Origin of the sequence: Streptomyces sp. NPDC028635 (assembly GCF_040637635.1) — a bacterium.
In the GTDB taxonomy this organism is placed as follows: Bacteria; Actinomycetota; Actinomycetes; order Streptomycetales; family Streptomycetaceae; genus Streptomyces.
Genome location: NZ_JBEZWX010000025.1, coordinates 13,890 through 40,182, shown reverse-complemented (window position 1 = coordinate 40,182; position 26,293 = coordinate 13,890). Strand labels below are relative to the sequence as shown.

The following is a 26,293-nucleotide window of genomic DNA, read 5'->3' as shown; positions in this document are numbered from 1 at the left end:
GGGTCTAAGAACCCCCTCGCGGCCTCAACAACCATCTCCGCCGGGGGGCGCCCCTTGCGCAAGGGGCGCCCCGCCGTCGTATCACCGCCTGCGGCGGGAGGCAGGTGTCACCCGTGCCCGTGGCCGCGGCCGTTGTTGCCGCCGTTGCCCTGGCCCTGGAACAAGCCGTCCGGGAGGGTGAAGGACGGCAGCGGGAACGGGAGGCCGTCGTTGCCGCCGTTGCCCTGGCCGCCGCCGTTGTTGCCGTCGTCACGGCCGTTGCCGTCGCCCTTGTCCGCGGGCTTGTCGCCGCCCGGGATGTTGACCAGCGTGAAGTCGGGGGCGGGCCTGCCCTGCAGCGCCCCGGACATCATGTCCTTCCAGATGGGGCCCGGGACCTCACCGCCGTAGACCTTGTCGTGCCAGACGCCGCCGATGGAGATCTGCTGCATCCTGCGCTTGTGCGCCGGGTCGCCGACCCACACCGCGCCCGCCATGTTCGGCGTGTAGCCCACGAACCAGGCCGCGTACCGCTCGTCCGTCGTACCGGTCTTGCCGGCGCTCGGCCGGCTGCCGCCCAGGCCCGCCTGCTTGCCGGTGCCGTCCTCGACGACGCCGCGCAGCAGCGTGTTGACCGTGTCGGCGGTCTTCTCGGACATCGCGCGCGAGCAGGTGGACTTCGGCACGGGCAGGGACTTCGTCTGGTCGCCGACCCGCTGCGTGATCGACTCGATCGCGACCGGCGTGCAGTACATCCCGCGCGAGGCGAAGGTCGCGTAGGCGTTCGCCATGGTCAGCGGGGACACCTCCTGGGTGCCCAGCGCGATCGACGGTGCCTGGTCGATCTTCCTGCCGTCGGCCCGCTGGACGCCCATCTTCTGCGCCATCTCGGTCACCGGGCAGATGCCGATCTCGCTGATCATCTGGACGAAGTAGGTGTTGACGGACTTCGCCGTCGCCTCCTTCATCGAGTACGGGCCGGACTCCGACTCGTTCTCGTTGGTGAGCTTGGCGCCCTTCTCGTCCCACTTCCTGCCGTCGCAGGCCGCCACCGGGTGCGGGTACTCCATCGAGTACGGCGAGGGGTACGACTTCGTCGCGGGCATGCCGCCCTCCAGCGCCGCGGCCGCCACGATCGGCTTGAACGTCGAACCGGACTGGTAGCCGGCCCCGCCGCCCATCCTCTGGTTGACCGAGAGGTTGATCTGCGTCTCGTTCTTGCCGAAGCCGTACGGCCGCGACTGGCCCATCGCGAGGATCTTGCCGGTGCCGGGCTGGACGACGGTCGCGGCGGTCGCCACGTCGTCGCTCTTGTTCACGTGCCGGCGCACCGAGTCCTGCAGCGACTCCTGGGCCTGCGGGTCGAGGGTGGTGCGGATGGTCAGGCCGCCCTGGTTCCAGACCTTCGCCCGCTCCGTGCGCGTCTTGCCGAAGGCCGGGTCGGTCAGGAAGACCTCGCGGACGTAGTCGCAGAAGAAGCCGGAGCCCTTGACCGCCGTGATGCAGCCGTTCTTGGGCTTGCTGACCTTCAGGCCGAGCGGGGCCGCCTTGGCGCGGTCCGCCTCGGCCTGGGAGACGTCGCCGACCTCGGCCATCCGCTGCAGCACGATGTTGCGCCGCTTGGTGGCCTCCGCCTCGTCGTTCACCGGGTCGTAGCGGCTCGGGGACTGGACGATGCCGGCCAGCAGGGCCGACTCCTGGAGGTTGAGGTCCTTGGCGGACTTGGAGAAGTACCGCTGGGACGCCGCCTCGACGCCGTAGGCCTGCTCACCGAAGAACGTGATGTTCAGGTAGTTCTCGAGGATCTTCTTCTTGCCCAGCTCCTCCTCGACCTGGATCGCGAACTTCAGTTCCTTGATCTTGCGGCCGAGGGTCTGCTGGGTGGCCTCGGCGACCTTCGTCGGGTCGTCGCCGGCCTCCTCCACGAAGACGTTCTTCACGTACTGCTGGGTGAGCGTGGACGCGCCCTGGGCCACGCCGCCGCTCTGCGCGTTCTTGTTCAGCGCGCGCAGCACGCCCTTCAGGTCGATCGCGCCGTGCTGGTAGAAGCGCGAGTCCTCGATCGCGACGATCGACTTCTGCATGTACGGCGAGATGTCCTTCAGGGCCACCACCGTGCGGTCACGGGAGTAGACCGTGGCGATCTGGCCGCCGTCGGCGTCGAGGATGGCGGTGCGCTGGCTCAGCGGCGGGGTCTTCAGGCTGACCGGGAGCGTGTCGAAGCTCTCCACCGATCCCTTGGCGGCCAGGCCCAGCACGCCGACCGCGGGCAGCGCGATACCGGCCAGCACCGCTCCCGCGAGCACACTGACTCCGAGGAACTTGGCGGCCTGCTGCGTGGGCGACAGACCACCGCCCGAGCGCTTCTTTGGCATGAGGGCAGCCTACGTTCTCATTCGCCGGACACGCGTATATGCCTTGGCCTAAGCTGCTCTCAACTGTCACAGCAGTGGGGCCATGTATCAATACGTCCGGCGACCCCGAATCGTTCCGGAGGCTTGCTGCTCGCAGATGTTTTCTGCGGTGACGGCGTGTCCGAATCCGCCTTGTGTGTCACACGGCGTCCGTTGTGGCGAGCCGGAACTGTCCCGCTTCGCCGGGAGAGTCGCGTTTGTCGTCGGCTCACTCGCCCGGGTGATCTGCCGCTTCCCCATAGTCCGTTCGGGCCATTCAAGATTGGGCCCGCTGGGGGTGTTGCGCTGTGCCCACCTTCCGTAACGTCCTCAACTGGCGGCGGTGAATATGCCGCTGCCGCCGTGGGGGAGCCTCGATTCGGGAGAGGACGGCGCCGGTATGGGCTGGGTAACCGACTGGAGTGCGCAGGCGGCCTGCCGCACTACCGATCCGGATGAACTGTTCGTTCAGGGAGCAGCGCAGAACAGGGCCAAGGCGGTGTGCACCGGATGCCCGGTACGCACCGAATGTCTGGCCGACGCGCTCGACAACCGCGTCGAGTTCGGCGTGTGGGGAGGCATGACGGAACGGGAGCGCCGCGCTCTGCTGCGCCGACGACCGACCGTCACCTCCTGGCGTCGGCTGCTGGAGACCGCGCGCACGGAGTACGAGCGCGGCGCGGGCATCCTTCCGCTCGACGACGAGCAGGTGTACGCGGCGGTGAGCTGACGGGTCCGCGCACAGGGCACGGCGTCCTCGGCCGGCGGTGAGCATGTTCTCGCCGTCCGCGCTGACGACGCGCCGGTACGCCGGCGTGCGGCCGTTGGTCGCGCTGCGGCGGTTCCGGCCGGTTGCCGCGCCGCGTCACGCCGGCTCGGGCTGATCGCCGGTCCCAGCGGCTCCGGCTGGTCGTGGCGTCAGGGCAGCTCCGGCTGGTTGTCGCGTAGGGCGGCTTCGGCTCGGTTGTCGCGTAGGGCGGCTTCGGCTCGGTTGTCGCGTCAGGGCAGCTCCGGCCGGTTGGTCGCGAGCTTCGTACCGATGTCCCGCAGTCCCGCGAGGTCGTGCACATCGCCGGGCAGTGCGGCCACTTCGGTCACCGCCACCTCGGGGTGCAGCGCGGTGAAGCGGTCGCGTGTGCGCTGCTCGCGGGAGAGCAGCTGCATCCGCTCCGCGTGCAGCCGCAGCAGCCCCGCGGTGAGCTGATCGACGTTCCGGGTGCCGTCCTCGGCGGGCGGGGGAGCCTCGTCCTCGGTGCCGTCAGGGTTCTCGGTGGCCTCGGCGTGCGCGGTGCCGTCGGAGTTCTCGGGGTTTTCGGAGTTCTCGGGGACTTCGGCGCTTGTCGATGCTGAACTTCCGTACGTGTCGGGAGAGTTACGAAGTCCAGCTTTCCCGGCCCCCTGATCCACAATGCGGACTTCCTCAAGATTTTCCGCGGCGGCTAGCGCCCGCTCGGCGGACAGCTGGGCGGCGCCGCTGCCGTGGACACGGTTGAGCACCAGCCCGGCGAGCGGCATCTTCTCCGCCGCCAGCCGCTGCACGAAGTACGCGGCCTCGCGCAACGCGTCCCGCTCCGGGGCCGCGACCACCAGGAACGCCGTCCCGGGCGCCTGCAGCAGCTTGTACGTCGCGTCCGCGCGCGTGCGGAACCCGCCGAAGGTCGTGTCCATGGCCGCCACGAACGTCTGGACGTCCTTGAGCAGCTGACCGCCGAGCAGCTTGCCGAGCGTGCCGGTCATCATCGACATACCGACGTTGAGGAACTTCATCCCGGCCCGGCCGCCCAGCTTCGCCGGCGCCGTCAGCAGCCGGATCAGCCGGCCGTCCAGGAACGAGCCCAGCCGCTTGGGCGCGTCCAGGAAGTCCAGCGCCGAGCGGGACGGCGGGGTGTCGACCACGATCAGGTCCCACTCGTTCCGGGCCCGCAGCTGGCCCAGCTTCTCCATCGCCATGTACTCCTGCGTGCCGGCGAAGCCCGCGGAGAGCGACTGGTAGAAGGGGTTGTTCAAGATCGTGGCGGCCCGCTCGCCGTCCGCGTGCGCCTCGACGATCTCGTCGAAGGTGCGCTTCATGTCGAGCATCATCGCGTGCAGCTCGCCGCCGGCGCCCTCCTCGATGCCCTTGACCCGGCGCGGGACGTTGTCGAGCGAGTCGATGCCCATCGACTGCGCGAGCCGCTTGGCCGGGTCGATGGTGAGCACGACCACCTTGCGGCCGCGCTCGGCGGCGCGCAGGCCGAGCGCGGCAGCGGTCGTCGTCTTCCCAACACCGCCGGAGCCGCAGCACACCACGATGCGCGTCTTCGGGTCGTCGAGGATCGGGTCGACGTCGAGCACGCGCGCGGGGGAGAGCCCGCGGGCTCCCTCCGCCGCGCGGGCCCCGTCCGAGGCGGCGGCATCGTCCGAGGCGTGGGCCTCCTCAAAGGCGCGGGCCCCGTCCGAGGCGCGGGTCCCCGCCGGGGCGTGGGCCGGGTCCGGGCTCATGCGATCCCCTGCTTCCGCAGTTCGGTGGCGAGTTCGTACAGGCCCGCCAGGTCCATGCCCTCGGCGAGCAGCGGCAGTTCGTGCAGCGGCAGGCCCAGCTCACCGAGCACGGCCCGCTGCTCCTGCTCCAGCGCGTGCCGTTCGGCGTACTCCTCGGCCTGCTCCAGCAGTGGGTCCACCAGCCGCTCGGCGTGCCCGCCGCGGCGCGCCCCGCCGAGGCCGGCCGCGGACAGCGACTGCGCGAGGGCCGCGCGCGGCGTGGTCCGTACGAGGTCCAGCTCGGCCCCGTCCAGCAGCCCGGGCCGCACCATGTTCACGATGATCCGGCCCACCGGCAGCCGCGCCGACCGCAGCTCGGCGATGCCGTCCGCGGTCTCCTGGACCGGCATCTCCTCCAGCAGCGTGACCAGGTGCACGGCCGTCTCCGCCGATTTCAGCACCCGCATCACGGCCTGCGCCTGATTGTGTATCGGGCCGATCTTCGCGAGCCCGGCGACCTCGTCGTTGACGTTCAGGAACCGGGTGATGCGGCCGGTGGGCGGCGCGTCCATCACGACGTAGTCGTAGACGAACCGGCCCGACCGGTCCTTGCGGCGCACCGCCTCGCACGCCTTGCCGGTCAGGAGCACGTCCCTGAGGCCGGGCGCGATGGTGGTCGCGAAGTCGATCGCGCCGAGCTTCTTCAGGGCGCGGCCGGCGCTGCCGAGCTTGTAGAACATCTGGAGGTAGTCCAGCAGCGCCAGTTCGGGGTCGATGGCGAGGGCGAACACCTCCCCGCCCCCGGGGGCTACGGCGATCTTGCGTTCCTCATACGGCAACGCCTCCGTTTCGAAGAGCTGCGCGATGCCCTGCCGGCCCTCGACCTCGACGAGAAGCGTCCGCTTCCCCTCCGTCGCGAGGGCCAGCGCGAGGGCCGCGGCGACCGTCGTCTTTCCGGTCCCGCCCTTGCCGCTGACGACCTGGAGCCTGCTCACGTCTTCGAGCGTAACCAGTCCGCGTCCGCGTCAACCCGCAGGCTGTGGACAACGGGGTGGCGAAGGACGGGCCGGCCTGTGGAAAACCGGGGTCGGGAGGCGTCCCGGGGGCAGGTCGGAGGGGCCGCCCGGTGCAGCGGCTACAGTCCCCCCATGACCAAGAAGTGGGAATACGCCACCGTGCCGCTGCTCGTCCACGCCACGAAGCAGATCCTGGACACCTGGGGCGAGGACGGCTGGGAGCTCGTGCAGGTCGTGCCCGGCCCGAACAACCCCGAGCAGCTGGTGGCCTACCTGAAGCGGGAGAAGCAGGCATGAGCGCCGTCGAGGAGAGGCTCGCCGAGCTGGGGCTGACGCTGCCGGAGGTCGCGGCGCCGCTCGCCGCCTACCAGCCGGCCGTGCAGTCCGGGCCGTACGTGTACACCGCGGGTCAGCTGCCCCTGGTCGAGGGCAAGCTGCCCGTCACCGGCAAGGTCGGCGCCGAGGTCACCGCCGAGGAGGCCAAGGACCTGGCCCGTACGTGCGCCCTCAACGCCCTGGCCGCCGTGAAGTCGGTCGCGGGCGACCTGGACCGCATCGCGCGCGTGGTGAAGGTCGTCGGCTTCGTCGCCTCGGCGTCCGACTTCACCGGCCAGCCCGGTGTGGTCAACGGCGCGAGCGAGCTGCTCGGCGAGGTCCTCGGCGACAAGGGCGTGCACGCGCGCAGCGCGGTCGGCGTGGCGGTGCTGCCGCTGGACGCCCCGGTCGAGGTCGAGATCCAGGTCGAGCTGGCCCCCTGAGCCACCGCTCCGGATCACCTCTCGAACATTCGCTCACCACGGGATAGCCTCCGGCCATGGCGAATGGGCAGTGGTTTCCCCCAGACTGGCCGGACCGCATCCGCGCGCTCGCGGACGGCACCCTCACTCCGGTCGCGCCCAAGCGCGCGGCGACCGTCATGCTGCTGAGGGACGCCGACGGCGGGCCGGCCGTCCACATGCTGCGCAGACGCGCCTCCATGGCCTTCGCCGGGGGCGCGTACGCCTATCCCGGCGGCGGCGTCGACCCGCGCGACGACGACACCCTGGTCCGCTGGGCGGGCCCCACGCGCGCGTGGTGGGCCGAGCGGCTCGGAGTGGACGACGAGTCGGCGGCCCAGGCGATCGTCTGCGCCGCCGTGCGCGAGACCTACGAGGAGGCCGGCGTGCTGCTGGCCGGCCCCACGCCCGAGTCGGTCGTCGGCGACACCACCGGCGAGGACTGGGAGGCCGACCGCGCCGCCCTGGTCGCCCGCGACCTGTCCTTCGCCGAGTTCCTCGACCGCCGCGGCCTGGTCCTGCGGTCCGACCTGCTGGGTGCCTGGACCCGCTGGATCACCCCCGCGTTCGAACCCCGCCGCTACGACACGTTCTTCTTCGTCGCCGCCCTGCCCGCGGGCCAGCGCACCCGCAACGCCTCCACGGAGGCCGACCGCACGGTGTGGATCCGCCCGGCCGACGCGGCGGCCTCGTACGACAAGGGCGAGCTGCTGATGATGCCGCCCACCATCGCGACCCTGCGTCAGCTCGCGCCGTACGCGAGTGCCGCCGAGGCACTGGCCGCCGCGCCCGGCCGTGACCTGACGCCCGTGCTGGCCGAGGCCCGGCTGGAGGACGGCGAGGTCGTGCTGACCTGGCCGGGCCACGACGAGTTCACCAAGCACGTCCCGACGCTTCCGACCGGTGGAGCCTGAGCATGACCGACGCCAGCACCCTTCCCGGCCAGCCGCGCGACGTGGTCCGCACCGGCCCGGCGACACCGCGCGCGGTCAACGTCCTCGCGCCCAACGCCTCCGCGATGACCCTGGACGGCACCAACACCTGGATCGTCTCCGAGCCGGACTCCGAGCTGGCCGTCGTGATCGACCCCGGCCCCCTGCACGAGGGCCACCTGAAGGCGGTGGTCGACACCGCCGAGCAGGCCGGCAAACGTATCGCCCTCACCCTGCTCACCCACGGCCACCCGGACCACGCCGAGGGTGCCGCCCGCTTCGCCGAGATCACCGGCACGCGCGTGCGGGCCCTCGACCCGGCGCTGCGGCTCGGCGACGAGGGGCTGGCCGCCGGGAACGTGATCAGCGTCGGCGGACTGGAGCTGCGCGTCGTCCCCACGCCCGGCCACACCGCGGACTCCCTGTGCTTCCACCTCCCGGCCGACCGGGCGGTCCTCACCGGCGACACGATCCTCGGCCGCGGTACGACGATGGTCGCGCACCCCGACGGACGCCTGGGCGACTACCTGGACTCGCTGCGCCGGCTGCGCTCGCTGACCGTCGACGACGGCGTGCACACGGTCCTGCCCGGCCACGGGCCCGTCCTGGAGGACGCCCAGGGCGCCGTCGAGTTCTACCTCGCCCACCGCGCCCACCGCCTCGCCCAGGTCGAGACGGCCGTCGAGGACGGCTACCGCACGCCCGAGCAGGTCGTCGCCCACGTGTACGCCGACGTGGACCGCTCGCTGTGGCCGGCGGCGGAGCTGTCGGTGCGGGCCCAGCTGGACTACCTCAGCGAGCACGGGCTGATCTAGGACGGCCCGCTCCTCAGGCGGTGAGGACCTACGCGCGTGTGCCCTTCGTGCCGTGCACGCGCGTGTACTCCCGCGCGAGCCAGGGGCCGAGGTCGTCGACGTACGCCCGCAGGACGTCCGGATCGGCCACGGGGTCGTAGCCGTACCGGGCGGCCGTGCGCAGCTGCTCGGCGCGCTCGGGGTAGTAGCCCGCGAACGCCTCGGCCATGGCGTGCAGGTCGCTCGTCCATCCCTGCCAGCGCGGCATGACCAGCGTGAACGCCGTGCGGACCAGGTGGCGGGACATGAAGCGCACGCACCGCAGGCGCTCGGCCTCGCCGGCGCAGGCGATGCGCTCCCGCCAGCCCGGCAGCAGGGCCGCGAGGTCACCGTTGGTCTCGCGGGCGAGCCGTGAGTCGGGCCGGTAACGCGGCAGGCGGGCCGCGAGGTCGTCGCCGTACAGCGGCGTGCACAGGCAGGCGACGAACCAGCCGAGGTCGTGGCGCTCGGCCGCGCTCAGCAGCCGCTCCCGGCCGAACAGCAGCGTGCCGACGCCGTCGATCTGCGGGAACCGCTCGTCGAGCACCTCACCGAGGTCCCGTACGGCGTCGCGGTCGGCGTCGGTCGGCTCGTCCCGCAGGGCCAGGAGCAGGTCGAGGTCGCTGCGGCCCACGCGTGCGGTGCCGCGCGGGATCGACCCGTAGACGTACGCGCTGTGCAGCCGTGCCCCGAACAGCGCCGGTAGCCGTTCCCGGGCGGCGGCCACGACCGGGCGGAAGGGGGGCTGCACGCGCGTGAGGGCTCCCTCACGCGTGAGGAAGCCCTGGGCATCCAGTCCGGGACGCACGGCGATGTCGGCCATGGACGCACTCTGCCCGCCGGCAGGCGCGCGAGCAGCCGGTTTTCCGCCGGTCCGCGCCCGGCGTCAGCGCGAACGCTTCGCGAGACGCTCCACGTCGAGCAGGATCACCGCGCGCGCCTCCAGGCGCAGCCACCCACGCTGGGCGAAGTCGGCGAGCGCCTTGTTCACCGTCTCGCGGGACGCGCCGACGAGCTGGGCCAGCTCCTCCTGCGTGAGGTCGTGGACGACGTGGATGCCCTCCTCCGACTGCACGCCGAAGCGGCGGGACAGGTCCAGCAGGGCACGCGCGACACGGCCGGGCACGTCGGAGAAGACCAGGTCCGACATGGCGTCGTTGGTCTTGCGCAGGCGGCGGGCGACGGCGCGCAGCAGCGCGGAGGCCACCTCGGGGCGGGCGTTCAGCCAGGGCTGAAGGTCCCCGTGGCCCAGGCCCAGCAGCTTGACCTCGGTCAGCGCGGTCGCCGTGGCCGTACGGGGGCCCGGGTCGAACAGGGACAGCTCACCGATCAGCTCGCCGGGGCCGACCACCGCGAGCATGTTCTCGCGCCCGTCGGGGGACGTGCGGTGCAGCTTCACCTTGCCCTCGGTGACGACATACAGCCGGTCTCCGGGGTCACCCTCGTGGAACAGGGAGTCGCCGCGTGCGAGGGTCACCTCCGTCATGGAGGCGCGGAGCTCCGCGGCCTGCTCGTCGTCGAGCGCCGCGAAGAGCGGGTTGCGCCGCAGAACGTCGTCCACGAGTTCTCTCCTATTCGACCTGCTCAGGGGATCTTGTTCCCCCGGTGTACCAGGGGTCCGTGGTGCCCATTTTGCCGGACGGTCCAAACAGTGTGATCTGTCACAAGGATGCCGTACACCTGTCCCGGGGTACGCGGCAGGGGGCCAATTGGACGCCGATCTTCGCGGTCCGGGGCGGATGTCGGTGCCGGGCTCTAGGCTGGCCGAGTGTCCAAATCGCCGGTGAGAGCACGGGCCAAGGGGGCTGGGCGGGTGGTTGTACGTCGCGATTCCGCTGTGGGCGAACACGTCTCGGGCGATGCTGTAAATGCGACAAACGCTACATCTGGGGCGGTGCGGGAGAAGAGTGACGGGAAGGGCGTGAGGAAGACGGCAGCGGGAGAGAAGGCGGCGAAGACTCCGACGGCGGCGAAGGGGTCGACGGCGGCGAAGGGGCCGACGGCGAAGGGGCCGACCGCGGAGGCGTCGACGGCGAAGAAGACGCCTGCGAAGAAGACGGCATCCGCCAAGAAGACGGCATCCGCCAAGACGGCGGTGTCCGCGAAGAAGGCGGCTGCCGCCGAGAAGGCGGGCCCCGCGAAGAAGGCGTCGGCGGCGAAGAAGGCTCCTGCCGCGAAGAAGCCCGGCGTCAAGAAGGCCGCCGCGAAGAAGGCTTCCGCCGTCAAGAAGGCTCCCGCCCTGAAGAAGGCGATCGTCGCCCCCAAGAAGGCCACCGCAGCCGTCAAGGGCGTCCCGCCGGCGCAGACGATCACGGAGACGACGCCGTCGGGCGAGTCCCGTACCGCGCTCGTCCGCCGCGCTCGCCGCATCAACCGCGAGCTCGCGGACGTCTACCCCTACGCCCACCCCGAACTGGACTTCACCAACCCCTTCCAGCTGCTGGTCGCGACCGTGCTGTCCGCCCAGACCACCGACCTGAGGGTCAATCAGACGACCCCGACCCTGTTCGCCAAGTACCCCACCCCCGAGGACCTCGCCGCGGCCAACCCCGAGGAGGTCGAGGAGATCCTGCGCCCCTGCGGCTTCTTCCGGGCCAAGACCAGGTCGGTGATAGGGCTGTCGAAGGCGCTCGCGGAGGACTTCGGCGGCGAGGTGCCCGGCAGGCTCGAGGATCTCGTCAAGCTGCCCGGCGTCGGCCGCAAGACCGCGTTCGTCGTCCTCGGGAACGCGTTCGGCCGGCCCGGCATCACCGTGGACACGCACTTCCAGCGGCTCGTGCGCCGCTGGAAGTGGACGGAGGAGACCGACCCGGACAAGATCGAGGCCGCGATCGGCGCGCTCTTCCCCAAGAGCGAGTGGACGGACCTGTCGCACCACGTGATCTGGCACGGCCGCCGCATCTGCCACGCCCGCAAGCCCGCCTGCGGTGCCTGCCCCATCGCGCCGCTGTGCCCGGCGTACGGCGAGGGGGAGACCGACGAGGAGAAGGCGAAGAAGCTGCTGAAGTACGAGAAGGGCGGCTTCCCCGGCCAGCGGCTCAACCCGCCGCAGGCCTATCTCGACGCGGGAGGCAAGCCGGCCCCGCCGCTGGGGGCCGGGAGCTGAGGCCCCGGATGACGGACGAGTCCCGGCGCCGGACGGAACGATCTCCGTGCCGGACGGCACGATCCCGGCGCCGGACAGAACGATCCCGGCCCCGGACACAACGATCTCGGCCCCGGACACAACGATCTCGCTGCCGGACGGAACGATCTCGGTGTCGGACGGAACGATCTCGGTGTCGCCGGACGTTGGACTGGGCAGGACGACGGGGGTGGCGATGACGCGTGCGAGCAACACACAGGGCGGCCCGGTGACGCTGAGCAAGGACGGGCTGCCGCAGTGGCTGGACCCGGTGGTGCGAGCGGCCGAGACGGTCAAGCCGGTGCAGCTCAGCCGCTTCCTGCCGCCCGAGGACGGCGCGGGGCGCCAGTCGGCCGTGCTGATCCTGTTCGGCGAGGGCGAGCGGGGCCCCGAGCTGCTGCTGATGGAGCGCGCCGGGTCGCTGAGGTCGCATGCCGGTCAGCCGTCCTTCCCGGGCGGCGCCCTGGATCCCGAGGACGGCGATCCCGCCGGGGACGGCCCGCTGCGGGCCGCGCTGCGGGAGGCCGAGGAGGAGACCGGCCTGGACCCGCGCGGAGTGCAGCTCTTCGGCGTGCTGCCGAAGCTGTACATCCCGGTCAGCTCGTTCGTGGTGACGCCGGTGCTGGGCTGGTGGCGCGAGCCGAGCCCGGTCGGCGTGGTCGACCCGGCGGAGACCGCGCGGGTCTTCACGGTGCCCGTGGCGGATCTCACGGATCCCGGGAACCGTGCCACCACCGTCCACCCCAGCGGTCACAGAGGTCCGGCATTCCTGGTCGAATCAGCGCTGGTGTGGGGCTTCACGGCCGGGGTGATCGACCGTCTGCTGCACTACTCCGGCTGGGAGCTCCCCTGGGACCGCGACCGCGAGGTCCCGCTCGACTGGCGCGCATGACAGGGTGTTGGACGTGGCTGTGTTTCCCGGGGCACCCCAGGACCCCCGGCCGGCCTGTGGTGAGCGCGAATTGATGAGGCGAGGCGCGAAGCGGTGAACGTGCTGGACATCCTGTTGCTGGTCGCGGCCGTCTGGTTCGCGGTCGTCGGCTACCGCCAGGGCTTCGTCGTCGGCATCCTGTCGGTGATCGGCTTCCTGGGCGGCGGTCTCGTCGCCGTGTACACGCTGCCGGTCATCTGGGCCGCGGTGACCGACCACGCCGAGGTCAGCACCACCGCGGCGGTCGTCGCGATCGTCGTGGTGATCGTCTGCGCCTCGATCGGGCAGGCCCTGACCACCCACCTGGGCAACAAGCTGCGCCGCTACATCACCTGGTCCCCGGCCCGCGCCCTGGACGCCACCGGCGGCGCGCTGGTCAACGTGGTGGCGATGCTGCTGGTGGCGTGGCTGATCGGCTCGGCCCTCGCGCAGACCACGCTGCCCACGCTGGGGCGGGAGGTGCGGGGCTCCAAGGTGCTGCTGGGCGTGTCGGAGGCGATGCCCGCGCAGGCCGACACCTGGTTCAAGGACTTCACCTCGGTCCTCGCGCAGAACGGCTTCCCGCAGGTCTTCAGCCCGTTCTCCAACGAGCCCATCAAGGAGGTCCAGCCGCCCGACCCGGCGCTCGCGAGGAGCCCCGTCGCGGTGCGCGCCCGGAAGTCCATCGTCAAGGTGATGGGGACCGCGCCGGGCTGCGGCAAGGTCCTGGAGGGCACCGGCTTCGTCTTCGGTGAGCGCCGCGTGATGACCAACGCGCACGTGGTGGGAGGCGTCGACGAACCCACCGTGCAGATAGGCGGCGAGGGCCGCAAGTACGACGCCACGGTCGTCCTGTACGACTGGCGGCGCGACATCGCCGTACTCGATGTGCCGGACCTGGACGCGCCCGCGCTGCGGTTCTCCGCGCAGGACGCCGCCAGCGGGAACGGCGCGATCGTCGCCGGCTTCCCGGAGAACGGCTCCTACGACGTGCGCGCCGCCCGGGTGCGCGGGCGGATCACGGCCAACGGTCCGGACATCTACCACCGCGGCACGGTCAGCCGTGACGTCTACTCGCTGTACGCGACCGTCCGCCAGGGCAACTCCGGAGGCCCGCTGCTCACGCCCGAGGGCCGGGTCTACGGCGTGGTCTTCGCGAAGTCGCTGGACGACGCCGAGACCGGTTACGCCCTCAGCGTGGACGAGATCAAGGACGACATCGCCAAGGGGCGTCAGGCGAACCAGCAGGTCGACAGTGACAGTTGCGCACTCTGAGCGGCATGCGCGCGGTGGGACGCCGTGGCCCGGCCGGGCCGGGTCAGCCGCGCGTGTGACGCAGTCGCATGGTCACCCAGCGGGCGCGGCGGCGCAGGATGCGCGGAATCCCCACCCGGGGGTCGTTCCCCGTCAGCTGCGGGGTGCTGCCGCCCCTTTGGTGGGAGCTCAGGGTGCCGCCCGAGCGGCGGTTGCGTGCTACGTCACTGTAGTCGTGCGTCCAGCCCATACCCGGACGTGTGCCCTGTCCCAAGGTCGATAACCGCCTCAGGGCGCCTCAATTGGCCTATGCGGGCGGCAAGTGGCCGTTCGAAGCACAGGAGTTCGGCACCGGATACCGGGCGCGATCACTCCGTCACCGATCGGGTTCGGGGTCCTTCAGCCAGTTGACCAGTTCGGTGGAGAATGCGACCGGATCCTCCTCATGCGGGAAGTGTCCGAGTCCGTCGAACAGACGCCAGCGGTACGGAGCTTCGACGTACTCGCCGGAACCGGCCGCGCTGCGGGTGCGCATCACCGGGTCGAGCGAGCCGTGCAGATGCAGCGTCGGCACGCGCACGGGCCGCTTCATCCGCCGGTAGAACTGGACGCCGTCCGGGCGGCCCAGCGAGCGCACGAGCCAGCGGTAGGGCTCCACCGAGCAGTGCGCGGTAGAGGGGATGCACATCGCGCGCTGGTACGTCTCCACCGCGTCGTCCTCCGGCAGGCGCGGCCCGGACCAGTCCCGGATCAGCCGCCCGACCAGGGCGCCGCCGTCGGCGGTGAGCTGCCGCTCGGGGATCCACGGCCGCTGGAAGCCCCAGATGTGCGAGCCGGCCCGGGACTGCCGGGCGTCGCCGAGCATGGCCGAGCGCCAGCGCCGCGGATGCGGCATGGAGGCGACCACGAGCCGGCGGACCAGCTTCGGGCGCATCACGGCCGCCGTCCAGGCGAGGTACCCGCCCAGGTCGTGGCCCACGAGCGCGGCGTCCGGCTCGCCCAGGGAGCGGATCACGCCGGTGATGTCGAGGGCGAGGTTGGCCGGGTCGTAGCCACGCGGGGTGCGGTCGCTGCCGCCGACGCCTCGCAGGTCCATCGCGACGGCCCGGTACCCGGCGTCGGCCAGCGCGGTCAGCTGGTGCCGCCAGGTCCACCAGAACTGCGGAAAGCCGTGCACCAGCATGACCAGCGGGCCGTCGCCGAGTTCCGCGATGTGGAAACGCGCGCCGTTGGCGGCGACGTCCCGGTGCTTCACTCGTCTGCCGCCGGGGATGTCGATGCGTACGTCCGAGGCGGCCGGCTGCGGCTGGGCCGAGGGGGTGGCGGGGTCCGTCATGAGGACGAGCGTGCCACAGCCTCGATGGCCTCGGGCTTGCGCTCCTCCAGCGCCAGCACCTCGGGGCGCGGGTGCGGCTTGGCGTTCTGCAGCACGCCCGCCGTCTCCTTCATGGACGCGGCGACCTTCTGCGGGCCCTTGCTCTTCTTCGCCTTCTTCGCGAAGACGACACCGATCAGCGCGAGCAGACCCGCGATCAGGACGTTCGCGGCGAAGGACAGCAGGAAGCACCAGCCGAGGTTCCAGCCGCCCTGGCCGTTGTGGCCGCCGGTCCAGGCGTGGATGCCGTAGGCGAGGGCGAAGTTCAGCATCGGCAGCGAGAACACCAGCACCGCGCCGGCCACGCTGAACGCGCCGCCGCTCACCGCGCCCTTCTTGACGTCCTGCTTGAGCTGCGCCTTCGCCAGCGCGATCTCGTCGTGCACCAGCGCCGACATCTCGGTCGTCGCGGAGGCGAACAGCTGGCCGATGCTGCGTTCGGCGCCGACCGGGCTGCCGTCGGGTGCGCTCATCGCGGTCTCCCTCTCTCGCGTTCGGGTCCGTATCCGCCTGCCATGTCCGCGGACTGCCTCGGACCCCGTCTTTTGTACCGTCCCGTCAGATCATGCCGGACGGTCGTCCTCCTCGCCTTCCCCGCCCGCCACTTCGCCTACCGCGCGCCGCGCGACACTCTCCCCGCCGGCGGTACGGCGGCCCCCGGCGGGCGCGTCCTCATCGGCCTCCTGCCCGGCGGCGTGCCGCTCGGCGGCCTTCTGCTCGGCGGTCCGGCGGTGTTCCGCGGCCTTGCGCTCGTAGAGGGCGGCCATGCGCAGGTGGTACTCGGGGTCGTCCTCCTCGTAGATGTCCGGGATGCCGTCGAGATCGTCGTCGCGCTCCTCCACCTCGACCAGCCGCCGGTACCTGGCGTTGCGGATCTTCAGCAGCACCGTCGCGGCGATCGCCGCGATCACCGAACCGGTCAGTACGGCGGCCTTCACCTCGTCCGTGAGGAGCGCGTCGTTCTCGAAGGCCAGCTCCCCGATCAGCAGCGAGACCGTGAAACCGATCCCGGCGAGCGACGCCACCGCGAAGACGTCCGCCCAGGCGAGGTCCTCGCTGAGGGAGGCCCGGGTGAACCGGGCGGTCAGCCAGGTACCGCCGAAGATGCCGATCGTCTTGCCGACGACCAGGCCGAGCACGACGCCGAGCGTCTCCGGCTTGGTGAAGACGTCACCGAGCGCCTGCGGGGTGAGTGACACCCCGGCGCTGAACAGGGCGAAGAGCGGAACCGCGAGCCCCGCCGACAGCGGCCGCACCCGGTGCTCGATGTGCTCGCCGGGGGAGTGGCGCTCGCCGTCACGGCGGGTGCAGCGCAGCATCAGGCCCATGGCGACGCCGGCGATGGTCGCGTGGACGCCGCTGTTGTACATCAGCCCCCAGATCACCACCGCGAGCGGCACGTACACGTACCAGCCGCGCACGCCCCGCCGCAGCAGCAGCCAGAAGAGGGCGAGACCGAGGACCGCGCCGCCGAGCGCGGCGAAGTCGATCCGGTCGGTGAAGAAGATCGCGATGATCAGGATCGCGAAGAGGTCGTCGACGACGGCGAGGGTGAGCAGGAAGGCCCGCAGCGCGCTCGGCAGGGCGGTGCCGATGACGGCGAGCACGGCCAGCGCGAACGCGATGTCGGTGGCGGTCGGCACCGCCCAGCCGCCGAGCGAGCCGCCGCCGGTGAGGTTGCTGATCACATAGACGAGCGCGGGCACGGCCATGCCGCACAGGGCCGCGACGACGGGCAGCGCGGCGGCTTTCGGGTCGCGCAGATCGCCGGCGACCAGCTCGCGCTTGAGCTCGATCCCGGCGACGAAGAAGAAGACCGCCAGCAGCCCGTCGGCGGCCCAGTGGGCCACGGACAGGTGCAGCCCCAGCGCCGACGGGCCGAAGTGGAAGTCACTGACGCTGTGGTAGCTGTCCCGCAGAGCCGGGACGTTCGCCCAGACCAGCGCGGCGATCGCGGCGAGGAGCAGCAGTACTCCGCCGACGGTCTCGGTGCGCAGCGCGTCCGCGACGAAGGTCCGCTCCGGCAGCGACAGCCGGCCGAGGACCTTGCGGGCGGTGGTGGGGCGGGGCGTCACGGTGGGACCTCCGGTCGGTGGGCAGGGCGGAACGCATGCCGACCAGACTTCCCGGCGCACCTTGGTGATCCTGATGGGGATCGCAGCGTCACTGACGCTTTATTTAGATTACCTAAGCGGCGAACCGGAGGCATCCGCAAGCTCACCGGCACGGTGGCGGGCACGGCACGGGCACCCGGCGTGCTGCTCTCCGGGTGCCCGTGTGCTCGGCCGTTCAGTCCCGTGTTCAGTCCTCGCTGGGCGCCTGCGGCAGCTTCGCCTGGATGAGGTCCATGACCGTGGAGTCCGTGAGCGTGGTGACGTCACCGAGCTGCCGGTTCTCGGCCACGTCCCGCAGGAGCCGGCGCATGATCTTGCCGGAGCGGGTCTTGGGCAGCTCCGCCACCGGAAGGATCCGCTGGGGCTTGGCGATCGGGCCGAGCGTGGCGCCGACGTGGGCCCGCAGCTCGTCGACCAGGCTGTCGTTCTCGGACGCCGTACCGCGCAGGATCACGAAGGCGACGATCGCCTGCCCGGTCGTCTCGTCGGCGGCGCCGACGACGGCCGCCTCGGCCACCGACGGGTGCGAGACCAGCGCGGACTCGACCTCGGTGGTGGAGATGTTGTGCCCCGAGACCAGCATGACGTCGTCGACGCGGCCCAGCAGCCAGATGTCGCCGTCGTCGTCCTTCTTCGCGCCGTCACCGGCGAAGTACTTGCCCTCGAAGCGCGACCAGTAGGTGTCGATGAACCGCTGGTCGTCGCCCCAGATGGTGCGCAGCATCGACGGCCACGGCTCGGTGAGCACCAGGTAGCCGCCGCCGCCGTCGGGCACCTCGTTCGCCTCGTCGTCGACGACTGTGGCGGAGATGCCGGGCAGCGGGGTCTGGGCGGAACCGGGCTTGGCGGCGGTGACGCCGGGCAGCGGCGAGATCATCATCGCGCCGGTCTCGGTCTGCCACCAGGTGTCCACGACCGGCGTGGTGTCGGCGCCGATGTTCTTGCGGTACCAGATCCACGCCTCGGGGTTGATCGGCTCACCCACCGAGCCCAGCACGCGCAGGCTGGACAGGTCGAACTTCGCGGGGATGTCGTCGCCCCACTTCATGAACGTACGGATCGCCGTCGGGGCGGTGTACAGGATCGAGACCTTGTACTTCTGCACGATCTCCCAGAACCGGCCCTGGTGCGGGGTGTCCGGGGTGCCCTCGTACATCACCTGCGTCGCGCCGTTGGCCAGCGGGCCGTAGACGATGTACGAGTGGCCGGTGACCCAGCCGACGTCGGCGGTGCACCAGTAGACGTCCGTCTCCGGCTTGAGGTCGAAGACCGCCCAGTGCGTGTACGCGGCCTGGGTGAGGTAGCCGCCGGAGGTGTGCAGGATGCCCTTCGGCTTCCCGGTCGTACCGGAGGTGTACAGGATGAACAGCGGGTGCTCGGCGTCGAACGCCTCCGGCGTGTGCTCGGCGGACTGCCGGTCCACCAGCTCGTGCCACCACACGTCCCGGCCCTCGGTCCAGGCGACGTCCTGGCCCGTACGGCGTACGACGAGCACGTGCTCGACGTTGTCCACGCGGCCGACCGCCTCGTCGACGGCGGGCTTCAGCGCGGACGGCTTGCCGCGCCGGTAGCCGCCGTCGGAGGTGATGACCACGCGCGCGTCGGCGTCCTTGATGCGGGTCGCGAGCGCGTCGGCGGAGAAGCCGCCGAAGACCACCGAGTGCGCGGCGCCGATCCGGGCGCAGGCGAGCATGGCGATCGCCGTCTCCGGGATCATCGGCATGTAGATCGCGACCCGGTCGCCCTTGCGTACGCCCAGCTCCAGCAGGGCGTTGGCGGCCTTGGAGACCTCGTCCTTCAGCTCGGCGTAGGTGATCGCGCGGCTGTCGCCGGGCTCGCCCTCGAAATGGATGGCGACCCGGTCGCCGTGGCCGGCCTCCACATGACGGTCGACGCAGTTGTACGCGACGTTGAGCTGCCCGTCCTTGAACCACTTCGCGAACGGCGGGTTCGACCAGTCCAGCGTCTCGGTCGGCTCCTTGGCCCAGCTCAGCCGGCGGGCCTGCTCCGCCCAGAAACCGAGCCGGTCCGCCTTGGCCTGCTCATACGCCTCGGCCGTGACGTTGGCGTGCGCGGCGAGCTCGGCAGGCGGCGAGAAGCGACGCTCCTCCTTGAGGAGGTTCGAGAGGGAAGGACTTTCGTTGGTTGCCATCCGAACACCGTCCAAAGTGGTTTAGACCAATCAACGCCCTTGATTCTCCGAGGGGTCGACGGGGCTGGTCAACCCCTCCTGGCATCCTGTCACCCGATCACTCCCGGGTCACGGGCCACCACCCCCGGAGGTTCGCCCCCCGAAGGTCGCGCCTACCCAACGCATTCTGCTCGCAACCGAGCGCGGCGAGGCCGTCGGCGCATGGGATCCATGCGCTGACGCGCTCCTCCGCCGGGCTGTCCCATCAGCCCCACGCCGGCCACCCGGCGTGGGTCGCCGCCCCGGCCGGCCCGCCCCGACGGACCGGCCACGGACGGCCGGCCCTCACCCCGCCCCCCGCCCGCTCACACCCGTCCGGGACGGCCTTCCCCGGGCACCCGCCCGGCGGCTCGCACCCGTCCGGGACGGCCTTACCCCGGCACTCGGGCCGCCCACACCCGCCCCCGCTGCCCGCCCCGCAACGGTCCTCACCCCGGCACTCGGGCCGCCCGCACCCGTCCGGGACGGCCTTACCCCGGCACCCCGGTCGCCCGTACCCGGTCGAATCCCTGCCCTGTCTCCTCTCCGCCGTCCGCCTCCTCTCCGCCGTCCGCCCCGGTGAGCAGATAGGCCTGCGCCTCGGCCACGTCGAAGTACATTCCGTGCAGCTCCAAAGCCCCTTCCCGCAGTGCCCGGGCCACCGACGCGTGGGAGCGCAGATGCTCCAACTGCTGCACCACGTTGGCCAGGCACAACTGCTCCACCTGGTCGGCGGGCAGCCGCCCGGCGAGCCGCGGCCGGGGCCGGCTCGTGTCGGTCGCCCGCTCCAGACTCGGCAGCCCGTGCCGCAGCCACCGCTTCAGCGGCGTCTGCGCGGCCCCCGGCTCGGATCCGAGCAGCGCCTGCATGGCACCGCAGCCGGAGTGCCCGCACACGGTCACGGACCGGACCTTCAGCACCTCCACCGCGTACTCGATCGCCGCCGCCACCGAGTCGTCCCCGCCCTCCGCGCCCGGCGGCGGCACGAGGTTGCCGACATTGCGCACGACGAACAGGTCGCCCGGACCACTGGAAGTGATCATCGACGTGACCAGTCGCGAATCCGCGCAGGTGAGGAAGAGCTGCGACGGCCGCTGCCCCTCCCGCGCCAGCCGCGCCAACTCCTCCCGGACCAACGGCGCGGTGTTGCGCTGGAAGGCACTGATCCCGTGACTGAGCTGGTAGGCGTCGCTCGGCCGCGCCGCGCGGGCCCCGCCTCCGGGCGCCGTGGCGACCGGCGCGTCGCCCGTCCGCTCCGCGTGAGGCGCCTCGCTCGCCGGTGCGGTGAGAGGCACCGCGCACTGGTGGTTGCGCCACGGTGTCCAGGGCCGGCAGCGACAGCCCGTGGCGGTGGCTGCCGTGCTGCCGGGTGCCGGTCTCGTGTCGGCGGCCAAGGTGGTGAGGGTCTCTGCGGCCTCAGGGATGCCGGGGCGGCGGCCGGTCAGCTCGACGGTGCCGCCCTGGGCGGTGTGTGTCTTCTGCCAGTCCTGCAGGGACTCGTACGCCGCGTGGTCCATGAAGGAGCCGTCCAACTCCACGACCACGTCGGCGCCTTGCGGTACGAGGTGCAGGGCCCGGCTGAGCCGCGGCACCGCCAGGAACGTCAACTGCCCTCGGACGCGTACGTGATGGACCCCCTTCCTCTCTTCGTGCGTGATGCGGGTGTGGGCGAGGCGGTTCAGGGCGACGGCGACGGCCACGGCGATCCCCAGCGCCACCCCCTGCAGGACGCCCAGGAGCACCACACCGAGCGTGGTCACGGCGTACACCACCGCTTCCCGGTGCCGGGTCACCGTGCGGATGTGGTGCAGGGACACCATCTGGATGCCGACGGCCATCACCAGGGCGGCGAGCGAGGCGAGCGGGATGAGCTCCAGGATCGGGACCATCAGCAGCGCGGCGATCACTACGAGAACGCCGTGCAGCATCGTGGAGTTCCGGCTCACGGCGCCCGCCCGCACATTCGCCGTGCTGCGTACGGCGACGCCCGCGACGGGCAGCCCGCCGAGCGCCCCGGAGACGATGTTGGCGGCTCCCTGCCCGAGCAGTTCGCGGTCCAGGTCGGAGCGGTGGACGCGGGGGCGGGGCCCGGGCCGGGAGGCGACCAGCTTGTCCACGGCGACCGCGCCGAGCAGTGACTGCACGCTGCACACGAGGGTGATGGTGAGCACGGCGGCGATCAGCCCGGCCACCGGGCCCTCGGGCAGCGCCGGCAGGGCGTGACTGCGCCAGGAGGGCAGGTCGACTCTGGGCAGAGTGAGCCCGGCGAGGGCGGCGGCCGCTGTGCCCGTGGCGACCGCGACAAGGGGCGCGGGGACCGTGCGCAGCAGGCGTCCGGCCCGGCCGGGCACGCGTGGCCACGTCAGCAGTACCGCCAGGGTCAGCGCGCTGACGGTCACGGCGGCGGGCTGCAGGCCGGCCAACTGCGCGGGCAGCGAGCGGAGGTTGTCGAGGACCGAGCTCTGCGGGCTGCCGCCGAGGACGATGTGCAGCTGCGCTACGGCGATGGTGACGCCGATGCCGGCGAGCATGCCGTGCACGATGGCGGGGCTCACGGCGAGCGCGGAGCGGGCCACCCGCAGGCATCCGAGGCCGAGTTGAGCCGCTCCGGCGACGACCGTGATCGCACAGGTCGCCCGCCAGCCGTAGCGGTGGATGAGGTCGGCGGTGACGACGGTGAGACCGGCCGCGGGGCCGCTGACCTGGAGAGGGGAGCCGCCCAGGCGTCCGGCGACGACACCTCCCACGGCGGCGGCGACGAGACCGGCCTGCAAGGGCGCGCCGGTGGCGAGGGCGATGCCCAGCGACAGGGGCAGGGCGATGAGGAACACCGCGATGGATGCGGACACATCCGCTCCCGCGAGCGGGAAACGGCGGCGCGGTGCGGGCGGCGGGCTGTGCGGAGGGTGGACGCGCTCGGTGCGCGCCGCTTGGTCCGCTCGGGCGGGGGTGCAGGCTGACATGTTCCCGTCTCCTTCGGGGCAGCGCGGTCGCGGAACCGGCCCGCGGTCTGGCGCGGGGCCCGGTCGCGGTCGTGGGTCACGAGTGCAGCGGCGGGATGTACCAACAATGAGTAAATGAATCGTAATGCAGAGTAAAGAACAAGCATGGGTATTCGGCGCAAATGGGTCAAGAATTCACTCTCCGGGGGGAAGTGGGCTTTTCATCGGCTTGTCGTATTAATTCCTTCTCGGTCCCGTGCGACCTTGACGGCGCTGTCGGCTGAGCCCGGCCCGGGCCCCGGCCGCGCACCGTCAAGACGCCCTCATCGGCGTTGGCCTGAGAGAAGGAAGAAGGTGGGCGGAAGATGGCCGCCACCCAGAGGATCGCCGCAGGCGCCGTGGCCGCCGCGGCCGTTGCCGCATCGCTGGCCGGTTGCACGATGGGAACCGGTGGGTCCAGCGGGGAGCACACAGGGGCCTCCGGCCCGCAGAAGGACAAGCCCGCCGCCGCGCCCAAGAGCGCGGTCCGGCTCATCGGCGACGGCTCCACGTCCTACACCGGGGCGCAGCCGCATCTGCCGAGGCCGGAGCGGCTGAAGCCGGGTCAGAAGCCGCCGCAGTTCGTGGTCTTCTCCTGGGACGGCGCGGGCGAGGACAGCCAGAAGCTCTTCTCCCACTTCCGCGAGGTCGCCAAGGCCAACCACGCCACGATGACGTTCTTCCTCAGCGGCGTGTACATGCTGCCGGAGGAGAAGCGCGACCTCTACCGGCCACCGCAGCACTCACCGGGCCGCTCCGACATCGGCTTCAACGACAACCAGGGAATCGCCGACACCGTCAAGCAGTTGCGCCTGGCCTGGCTGGAGGGCAACGAGATCGGCACCCACTTCAACGGCCACTTCTGCGGCAAGGACGGCGGAGTGGGCGAGTGGTCGGTCGACGAGTGGAAGGACGAGATCGCCCAGGCCAAGCAGTTCGTGAAGTCCTGGAAGACCAACACGGGCATGACGAAGGCGGCACCGCTGCCCTTCGACTACGACAAGGAGCTGATCGGCGCCCGCACCCCGTGTCTGGAGGGTCAGAAGAACTTCATGAAGGCCGCCCGTGAGCTGGGCTTCCGCTACGACACCAGCGGTGTGAACAACCAGGTCTGGCCCGGCAAGAAGGAGGGCCTGTGGGATCTGTCCATGCAACTGGTGCCCTTCCCCGGACACTCCTACGAGCAGCTGACCATGGACTACAACTTCATGGTCAACCAGTCCGGCACCCAGACCCAGGGCGACCCCAGCATGTACGACCAGTGGGGCGAGCAGATGCGCCAGGGCCTGCTCAAGGGCTTTGAGCGCGCCTACGACGGCAACCGCGCGCCCCTGATCATCGGCAACCATTTCGAGTCCTGGAACGGCGGCACCTACATGCGCGCCGTCGGGGACGTAGTCAAGGAAGTCTGCAACAAGCCCGACGTGCGGTGCGTGTCCTTCCGGCAGCTCGCCGACTGGCTGGACGCCCAGGACCCGCAGACCCTCGCCAAGCTGCGCAGCCTGGAGGTGGGCGAGGCCCCGAAGCAGGGCTGGGCGTCCTTCCTCGGCGGCCGTCCGGCGCCGGCGCCCAAGGGTGTCCCGGGGGCGCCGGCGGCCAAGTCGTAGCCGGAGCCGTAGCAGTCGCCATGGCCGGTGCCGTCAGTGGTGGCGGTGGCCGTCGTGAACGCGGAGGGCGTCCGCTGAGGTGACCCTCGGCTTCCTCACACGGCTGCGGTGATCTCCTCGCCGAGCACGAAGTCGGGGTCGACCTGCGCAGCCAGGTCGACCCCGGTGCGCGCGTTTCCCCAGGACTGGGCGTTCTTCAGATGGAAGTGCACCATCTGCCGGGTGTAGCGCGCCCAGTCCCGCTGCGCGTACGTCGCGTCGGCGGCCGCCTGCAGCTGGTGCAGCGCGAGACGGTTCGTGTCCTCCAGGAGGTCGAACCGGGGCGGCCGGCCCTTCTCCATGGCGCGCACCCAGTCGGAGTGCCCCACCGTCACGAGCAGGTCGTCGCCGGTCTCGGCGCGCAGGAAGTCGACGTCGTCCTGGCCCTGCACCTTGTTGCCGACGACCTTCAGCGCGACGCCGAAGTCGCGGGCGTACTCCTTGTACTGGCGGTAGACGGAGACCCCCTTCCTGGTGGGCTCGGCCACGAGGAACGTCATGTCGAAGCGGGTGAACATGCCGGACGCGAAGGAGTCCGAGCCCGCCGTCATGTCCACCACGACGTACTCACCGGGCCCGTCCACCAGGTGGTTCAGGCACAGCTCCACCGCCCCGGTCTTGGAGTGGTAGCAGGCGACCCCCAGGTCGGCGTCCGTGAACGGGCCGGTGACCATCAAACGCACGGTGCCGCCGTCGAGTTCCACCGGCCGGGCGCAGGCGTCGTAGACCGGGTTGTCCTCCCGTACCCGCAGCAGCCGTGAGCCCTCGCCCGGGGGTGTCGTCTTGATCATCGTCTCGGTGGAGGCGATCCGCGGGTTGCTGCCGCGCAGGTAGTCCTTGATGAGCGGCAGGTGCTCGCCCATCGCCGGCCATGCTGCGGCCTCCGACTCGGCGAGGCCGAGAGCGGCTCCCAGATGCTGGTTGATGTCGGCGTCGACGGCGACGACCGGCGCGCCCGTGGCCGCGAGATGGCGGATGAACAGGGAGGAGAGGGTGGTCTTGCCGCTGCCGCCCTTCCCGACGAAAGCAATTTTCATGTTCACCAAGCGTAGTGGTGAGGTGGCTGTGGGTGGCCAGTCCGCGTGAAGAAGACCACTCCTTCGTGGGGTGCGGGGCCTGGGTGCGTACTGTCGTACCCATGAGTACGACAGGCGCGACCGCCGATCCTCTCGCCGCCCTGGGTGCCCTGCCCGGCGTGCCCGAGTCCGTGGAATCCGTACGCAAGGCCGTGGACCGGGTCTACGGCCACCGGATCATGCGCCGCCGCAGTCCCGCGATCACCTCCGAGGCGGCACTGCGCGGCGCCCGTGGCTCCGCTGCGCTGTCCGGCGCCGACTGGGCGCTGGAGGAGGTGCGCCGCCGTACCGACTTCGGTGGCGACGACGAGGCACGCGTGGTGGGCGCGGCGCTGCGGCTGACCGCCGAGGCCGGGCAACTGCTGTCCATCTGGCGGCAGTCGCCGCTGCGGGTGCTGGCCCGGCTGCACCTGGTGGCGGCCGCCCGCGACGAGGACCGGGTCGGCCGGCCGCGGCAGGCCGGCGAGGACGTCGAGGAGCCGCTGGTGGAGCTGGCGCTGCCGAGCGCGGCCGAGGTCTCCGGGCGCCTGGAAGGGCTCGCCGACCTGATCATCCAGGGCAGCTCCGCGCCGGCTCTGGTGACGGCGGCCGTCGTGCACGGGGAGCTGCTCGCGCTGCGGCCGTTCACCTCGCACAACGGCCTGATCGCGCGTACGGCCGAGCGGATCGTGCTGATCGGCAGCGGCCTGGATCCGAAGGCGATCTGCCCGGCCGAGGTGGGCCACGCCGAACTGGGCCGAGCGGCCTATCTGGCGGCCCTCGAGGGGTATGTCTCCGGTACGCCGGACGGTGTGGCGGCGTGGATCGCGCACTGCGGCCGAGCGGTGGAACTGGGCGCCCGCGAGTCGACGGCGGTGTGCGAGGCGCTGCAGCGCGGAGCGGCCTGACCCGTCGGCGGCCATGAGCTCCACAGGGCGCCGAAAAGGGTTGCGGCGGTACGAGAGACTCGTACCGCCGCTGGCATGTTCACCCAGTTACCATGCGTCCTCGATATGTGCCCATCAGGTCGGGAACTTTGCCCGTCACCTGGTGCGGCTGGCCCGTAATCGACGGGTCGACGTCGCGTGGGTGCCCGGTGTTCATGCTCGGTCCGTGGGGCCAAAATGCGTCGTAAAGGTGATCCTCTCGGATGTCCTTTGGTCTCGCGGGCCGTTGAGTCCTTTTTACTCCAGACCGGGAGCAAACGAAACCCCTGCCTGCACTTCTTTACTTTTGATCTCAAACAGTATGTAAACGGACTCCGTGAACTCGCAT

Annotated in this window: 22 protein-coding genes; 10 read left to right on the top strand and 12 right to left on the bottom strand. The window is 71.3% G+C overall.

The window, feature by feature from the left end; all coding sequences use genetic code 11:
- Positions 1–107: 107 nt before the first annotated feature.
- Positions 108–2,354, bottom strand: coding sequence for a transglycosylase domain-containing protein (locus tag AB0E88_RS24360; RefSeq protein ID WP_361634021.1), 2,247 nt, complete (start codon positions 2,352–2,354; stop codon positions 108–110).
- A gap of 418 nt (positions 2,355–2,772) precedes the next feature.
- Between AB0E88_RS24360 and wblA the strand changes: the two genes are divergently transcribed.
- The gene (gene wblA / locus AB0E88_RS24355) at positions 2,773–3,102 is read left to right on the top strand and encodes a transcriptional regulator WblA (RefSeq protein ID WP_361634194.1); all 330 of its coding nucleotides are present in this window, start codon (positions 2,773–2,775) and stop codon (positions 3,100–3,102) included.
- 269 nt (positions 3,103–3,371) lie between these two features.
- Here the strand turns inward: wblA and AB0E88_RS24350 are convergent, their stop codons facing one another.
- Positions 3,372–4,853, bottom strand: a complete 1,482-nt coding sequence (locus AB0E88_RS24350; protein ID WP_361634018.1) for an ArsA family ATPase — start codon at positions 4,851–4,853, stop codon at positions 3,372–3,374.
- Positions 4,850–5,827 (bottom strand): ArsA-related P-loop ATPase, encoded by a 978-nt coding sequence (locus AB0E88_RS24345; protein WP_361634015.1) that lies wholly within the window; start codon positions 5,825–5,827, stop codon positions 4,850–4,852. The genes AB0E88_RS24350 and AB0E88_RS24345 overlap by 4 nt, the downstream gene beginning before the upstream one ends.
- Before the next feature lie 153 nt (positions 5,828–5,980).
- Here AB0E88_RS24345 and AB0E88_RS24340 point away from each other — a divergent pair, with 153 nt between their 5' ends.
- From AB0E88_RS24340 to AB0E88_RS24325, 4 genes are read left to right on the top strand one after another with little or no spacing between them, the layout of a single operon-like run.
- Positions 5,981–6,145 carry a DUF4177 domain-containing protein gene (locus AB0E88_RS24340; protein WP_136744038.1) on the top strand — a complete coding sequence of 55 codons (165 nt, stop codon included), beginning with the start codon at positions 5,981–5,983 and terminating at the stop codon, positions 6,143–6,145.
- Entirely contained in the window at positions 6,142–6,606 is a 465-nt protein-coding gene (locus AB0E88_RS24335) for a RidA family protein (RefSeq protein WP_361634012.1), read from the top strand. Before AB0E88_RS24340 ends, AB0E88_RS24335 begins: the two co-directional genes overlap by 4 nt.
- Before the next feature lie 56 nt (positions 6,607–6,662).
- The gene (locus tag AB0E88_RS24330) at positions 6,663–7,538 is read left to right on the top strand and encodes an NUDIX hydrolase (protein WP_361634009.1); all 876 of its coding nucleotides are present in this window, start codon (positions 6,663–6,665) and stop codon (positions 7,536–7,538) included.
- Positions 7,539–7,540: 2 nt separating this feature from the next.
- The gene (locus AB0E88_RS24325) at positions 7,541–8,371 is read left to right on the top strand and encodes an MBL fold metallo-hydrolase (RefSeq protein WP_361634006.1); all 831 of its coding nucleotides are present in this window, start codon (positions 7,541–7,543) and stop codon (positions 8,369–8,371) included.
- 28 nt (positions 8,372–8,399) lie between these two features.
- On the opposite strand, the gene AB0E88_RS24320 is transcribed toward AB0E88_RS24325, so the two are convergent.
- Together AB0E88_RS24320 and AB0E88_RS24315 are read right to left on the bottom strand one after the other, a co-directional pair.
- Positions 8,400–9,212, bottom strand: coding sequence for a nucleotidyltransferase (locus AB0E88_RS24320; RefSeq protein WP_361634003.1), 813 nt, complete (start codon positions 9,210–9,212; stop codon positions 8,400–8,402).
- A 63-nt stretch (positions 9,213–9,275) separates the two neighbouring features.
- Entirely contained in the window at positions 9,276–9,950 is a 675-nt protein-coding gene (locus AB0E88_RS24315; RefSeq protein WP_103781265.1) for a Crp/Fnr family transcriptional regulator, read from the bottom strand.
- A gap of 534 nt (positions 9,951–10,484) precedes the next feature.
- On the opposite strand from AB0E88_RS24315, the gene nth reads away from it, so the two are divergent.
- The 3 genes from nth (at position 10,485) to AB0E88_RS24300 (ending at position 13,698) form a co-directional block, all read left to right on the top strand.
- A complete protein-coding gene (gene nth / locus AB0E88_RS24310; RefSeq protein ID WP_361634191.1) occupies positions 10,485–11,495 on the top strand; it encodes an endonuclease III in 1,011 nt (336 codons plus the stop codon).
- Between the two features lie 214 nt (positions 11,496–11,709).
- On the top strand, positions 11,710–12,405 hold the full coding sequence (locus AB0E88_RS24305; protein WP_361633999.1) for a CoA pyrophosphatase: 696 nt from the start codon (positions 11,710–11,712) through the stop codon (positions 12,403–12,405).
- 93 nt (positions 12,406–12,498) lie between these two features.
- A complete protein-coding gene (locus AB0E88_RS24300; protein ID WP_361633996.1) occupies positions 12,499–13,698 on the top strand; it encodes a MarP family serine protease in 1,200 nt (399 codons plus the stop codon).
- A gap of 43 nt (positions 13,699–13,741) precedes the next feature.
- Here the strand turns inward: AB0E88_RS24300 and AB0E88_RS24295 are convergent, their stop codons facing one another.
- The 6 genes from AB0E88_RS24295 to AB0E88_RS24270 all read right to left on the bottom strand — a co-directional run bounded on the left by AB0E88_RS24295 (position 13,742) and on the right by AB0E88_RS24270 (position 22,299).
- Positions 13,742–13,927 carry a hypothetical protein gene (locus AB0E88_RS24295; protein WP_361633993.1) on the bottom strand — a complete coding sequence of 62 codons (186 nt, stop codon included), beginning with the start codon at positions 13,925–13,927 and terminating at the stop codon, positions 13,742–13,744.
- 126 nt (positions 13,928–14,053) lie between these two features.
- Positions 14,054–15,013, bottom strand: a complete 960-nt coding sequence (locus AB0E88_RS24290; protein WP_361633991.1) for an alpha/beta hydrolase — start codon at positions 15,011–15,013, stop codon at positions 14,054–14,056.
- A complete protein-coding gene (locus tag AB0E88_RS24285; RefSeq protein WP_361633988.1) occupies positions 15,010–15,525 on the bottom strand; it encodes a phage holin family protein in 516 nt (171 codons plus the stop codon). Before AB0E88_RS24285 ends, AB0E88_RS24290 begins: the two co-directional genes overlap by 4 nt.
- A gap of 90 nt (positions 15,526–15,615) precedes the next feature.
- Complete coding sequence (nhaA, locus tag AB0E88_RS24280; RefSeq protein WP_361633985.1) at positions 15,616–17,127, bottom strand: Na+/H+ antiporter NhaA; 1,512 nt, start codon at positions 17,125–17,127, stop codon at positions 15,616–15,618.
- 226 nt (positions 17,128–17,353) lie between these two features.
- Positions 17,354–19,318 carry an acetate--CoA ligase gene (gene acs / locus AB0E88_RS24275; RefSeq protein WP_361633982.1) on the bottom strand — a complete coding sequence of 655 codons (1,965 nt, stop codon included), beginning with the start codon at positions 19,316–19,318 and terminating at the stop codon, positions 17,354–17,356.
- Positions 19,319–19,827: 509 nt separating this feature from the next.
- A complete protein-coding gene (locus AB0E88_RS24270; protein ID WP_361633979.1) occupies positions 19,828–22,299 on the bottom strand; it encodes a SulP family inorganic anion transporter in 2,472 nt (823 codons plus the stop codon).
- A 344-nt stretch (positions 22,300–22,643) separates the two neighbouring features.
- On the opposite strand from AB0E88_RS24270, the gene AB0E88_RS24265 reads away from it, so the two are divergent.
- Positions 22,644–23,924, top strand: a complete 1,281-nt coding sequence (locus tag AB0E88_RS24265; RefSeq protein WP_361633976.1) for a hypothetical protein — start codon at positions 22,644–22,646, stop codon at positions 23,922–23,924.
- Positions 23,925–24,019: 95 nt separating this feature from the next.
- Here AB0E88_RS24265 and AB0E88_RS24260 read toward each other — a convergent pair whose 3' ends face one another.
- Positions 24,020–25,000, bottom strand: coding sequence for an ATP-binding protein (locus tag AB0E88_RS24260; protein WP_361633974.1), 981 nt, complete (start codon positions 24,998–25,000; stop codon positions 24,020–24,022).
- Positions 25,001–25,101: 101 nt separating this feature from the next.
- Here AB0E88_RS24260 and AB0E88_RS24255 point away from each other — a divergent pair, with 101 nt between their 5' ends.
- On the top strand, positions 25,102–25,926 hold the full coding sequence (locus AB0E88_RS24255) for an oxidoreductase (protein ID WP_361633971.1): 825 nt from the start codon (positions 25,102–25,104) through the stop codon (positions 25,924–25,926).
- The last annotated feature ends 367 nt before the right edge of the window (positions 25,927–26,293 follow it).

What these genes read in the sequence shown, in the direction of transcription:
- AB0E88_RS24360 (WP_361634021.1), bottom strand. Translation starts at nt 2,354, where the DNA reads ATGCCAAAGAAGCGCTCGGGCGGTGGTCTGTCGCCCACGCAGCAGGCC.
- wblA (WP_361634194.1), top strand. Translation starts at nt 2,773, where the DNA reads ATGGGCTGGGTAACCGACTGGAGTGCGCAGGCGGCCTGCCGCACTACC.
- AB0E88_RS24350 (WP_361634018.1), bottom strand. Translation starts at nt 4,853, where the DNA reads ATGAGCCCGGACCCGGCCCACGCCCCGGCGGGGACCCGCGCCTCGGAC.
- AB0E88_RS24340 (WP_136744038.1), top strand. Translation starts at nt 5,981, where the DNA reads ATGACCAAGAAGTGGGAATACGCCACCGTGCCGCTGCTCGTCCACGCC.
- AB0E88_RS24335 (WP_361634012.1), top strand. Translation starts at nt 6,142, where the DNA reads ATGAGCGCCGTCGAGGAGAGGCTCGCCGAGCTGGGGCTGACGCTGCCG.
- AB0E88_RS24330 (WP_361634009.1), top strand. Translation starts at nt 6,663, where the DNA reads ATGGCGAATGGGCAGTGGTTTCCCCCAGACTGGCCGGACCGCATCCGC.
- AB0E88_RS24325 (WP_361634006.1), top strand. Translation starts at nt 7,541, where the DNA reads ATGACCGACGCCAGCACCCTTCCCGGCCAGCCGCGCGACGTGGTCCGC.
- AB0E88_RS24320 (WP_361634003.1), bottom strand. Translation starts at nt 9,212, where the DNA reads ATGGCCGACATCGCCGTGCGTCCCGGACTGGATGCCCAGGGCTTCCTC.
- AB0E88_RS24305 (WP_361633999.1), top strand. Translation starts at nt 11,710, where the DNA reads ATGACGCGTGCGAGCAACACACAGGGCGGCCCGGTGACGCTGAGCAAG.
- AB0E88_RS24295 (WP_361633993.1), bottom strand. Translation starts at nt 13,927, where the DNA reads ATGGGCTGGACGCACGACTACAGTGACGTAGCACGCAACCGCCGCTCG.
- AB0E88_RS24290 (WP_361633991.1), bottom strand. Translation starts at nt 15,013, where the DNA reads ATGACGGACCCCGCCACCCCCTCGGCCCAGCCGCAGCCGGCCGCCTCG.
- AB0E88_RS24285 (WP_361633988.1), bottom strand. Translation starts at nt 15,525, where the DNA reads ATGAGCGCACCCGACGGCAGCCCGGTCGGCGCCGAACGCAGCATCGGC.
- acs (WP_361633982.1), bottom strand. Translation starts at nt 19,318, where the DNA reads ATGGCAACCAACGAAAGTCCTTCCCTCTCGAACCTCCTCAAGGAGGAG.
- AB0E88_RS24270 (WP_361633979.1), bottom strand. Translation starts at nt 22,299, where the DNA reads ATGTCAGCCTGCACCCCCGCCCGAGCGGACCAAGCGGCGCGCACCGAG.
- AB0E88_RS24265 (WP_361633976.1), top strand. Translation starts at nt 22,644, where the DNA reads ATGGCCGCCACCCAGAGGATCGCCGCAGGCGCCGTGGCCGCCGCGGCC.
- AB0E88_RS24260 (WP_361633974.1), bottom strand. Translation starts at nt 25,000, where the DNA reads ATGAAAATTGCTTTCGTCGGGAAGGGCGGCAGCGGCAAGACCACCCTC.
- AB0E88_RS24255 (WP_361633971.1), top strand. Translation starts at nt 25,102, where the DNA reads ATGAGTACGACAGGCGCGACCGCCGATCCTCTCGCCGCCCTGGGTGCC.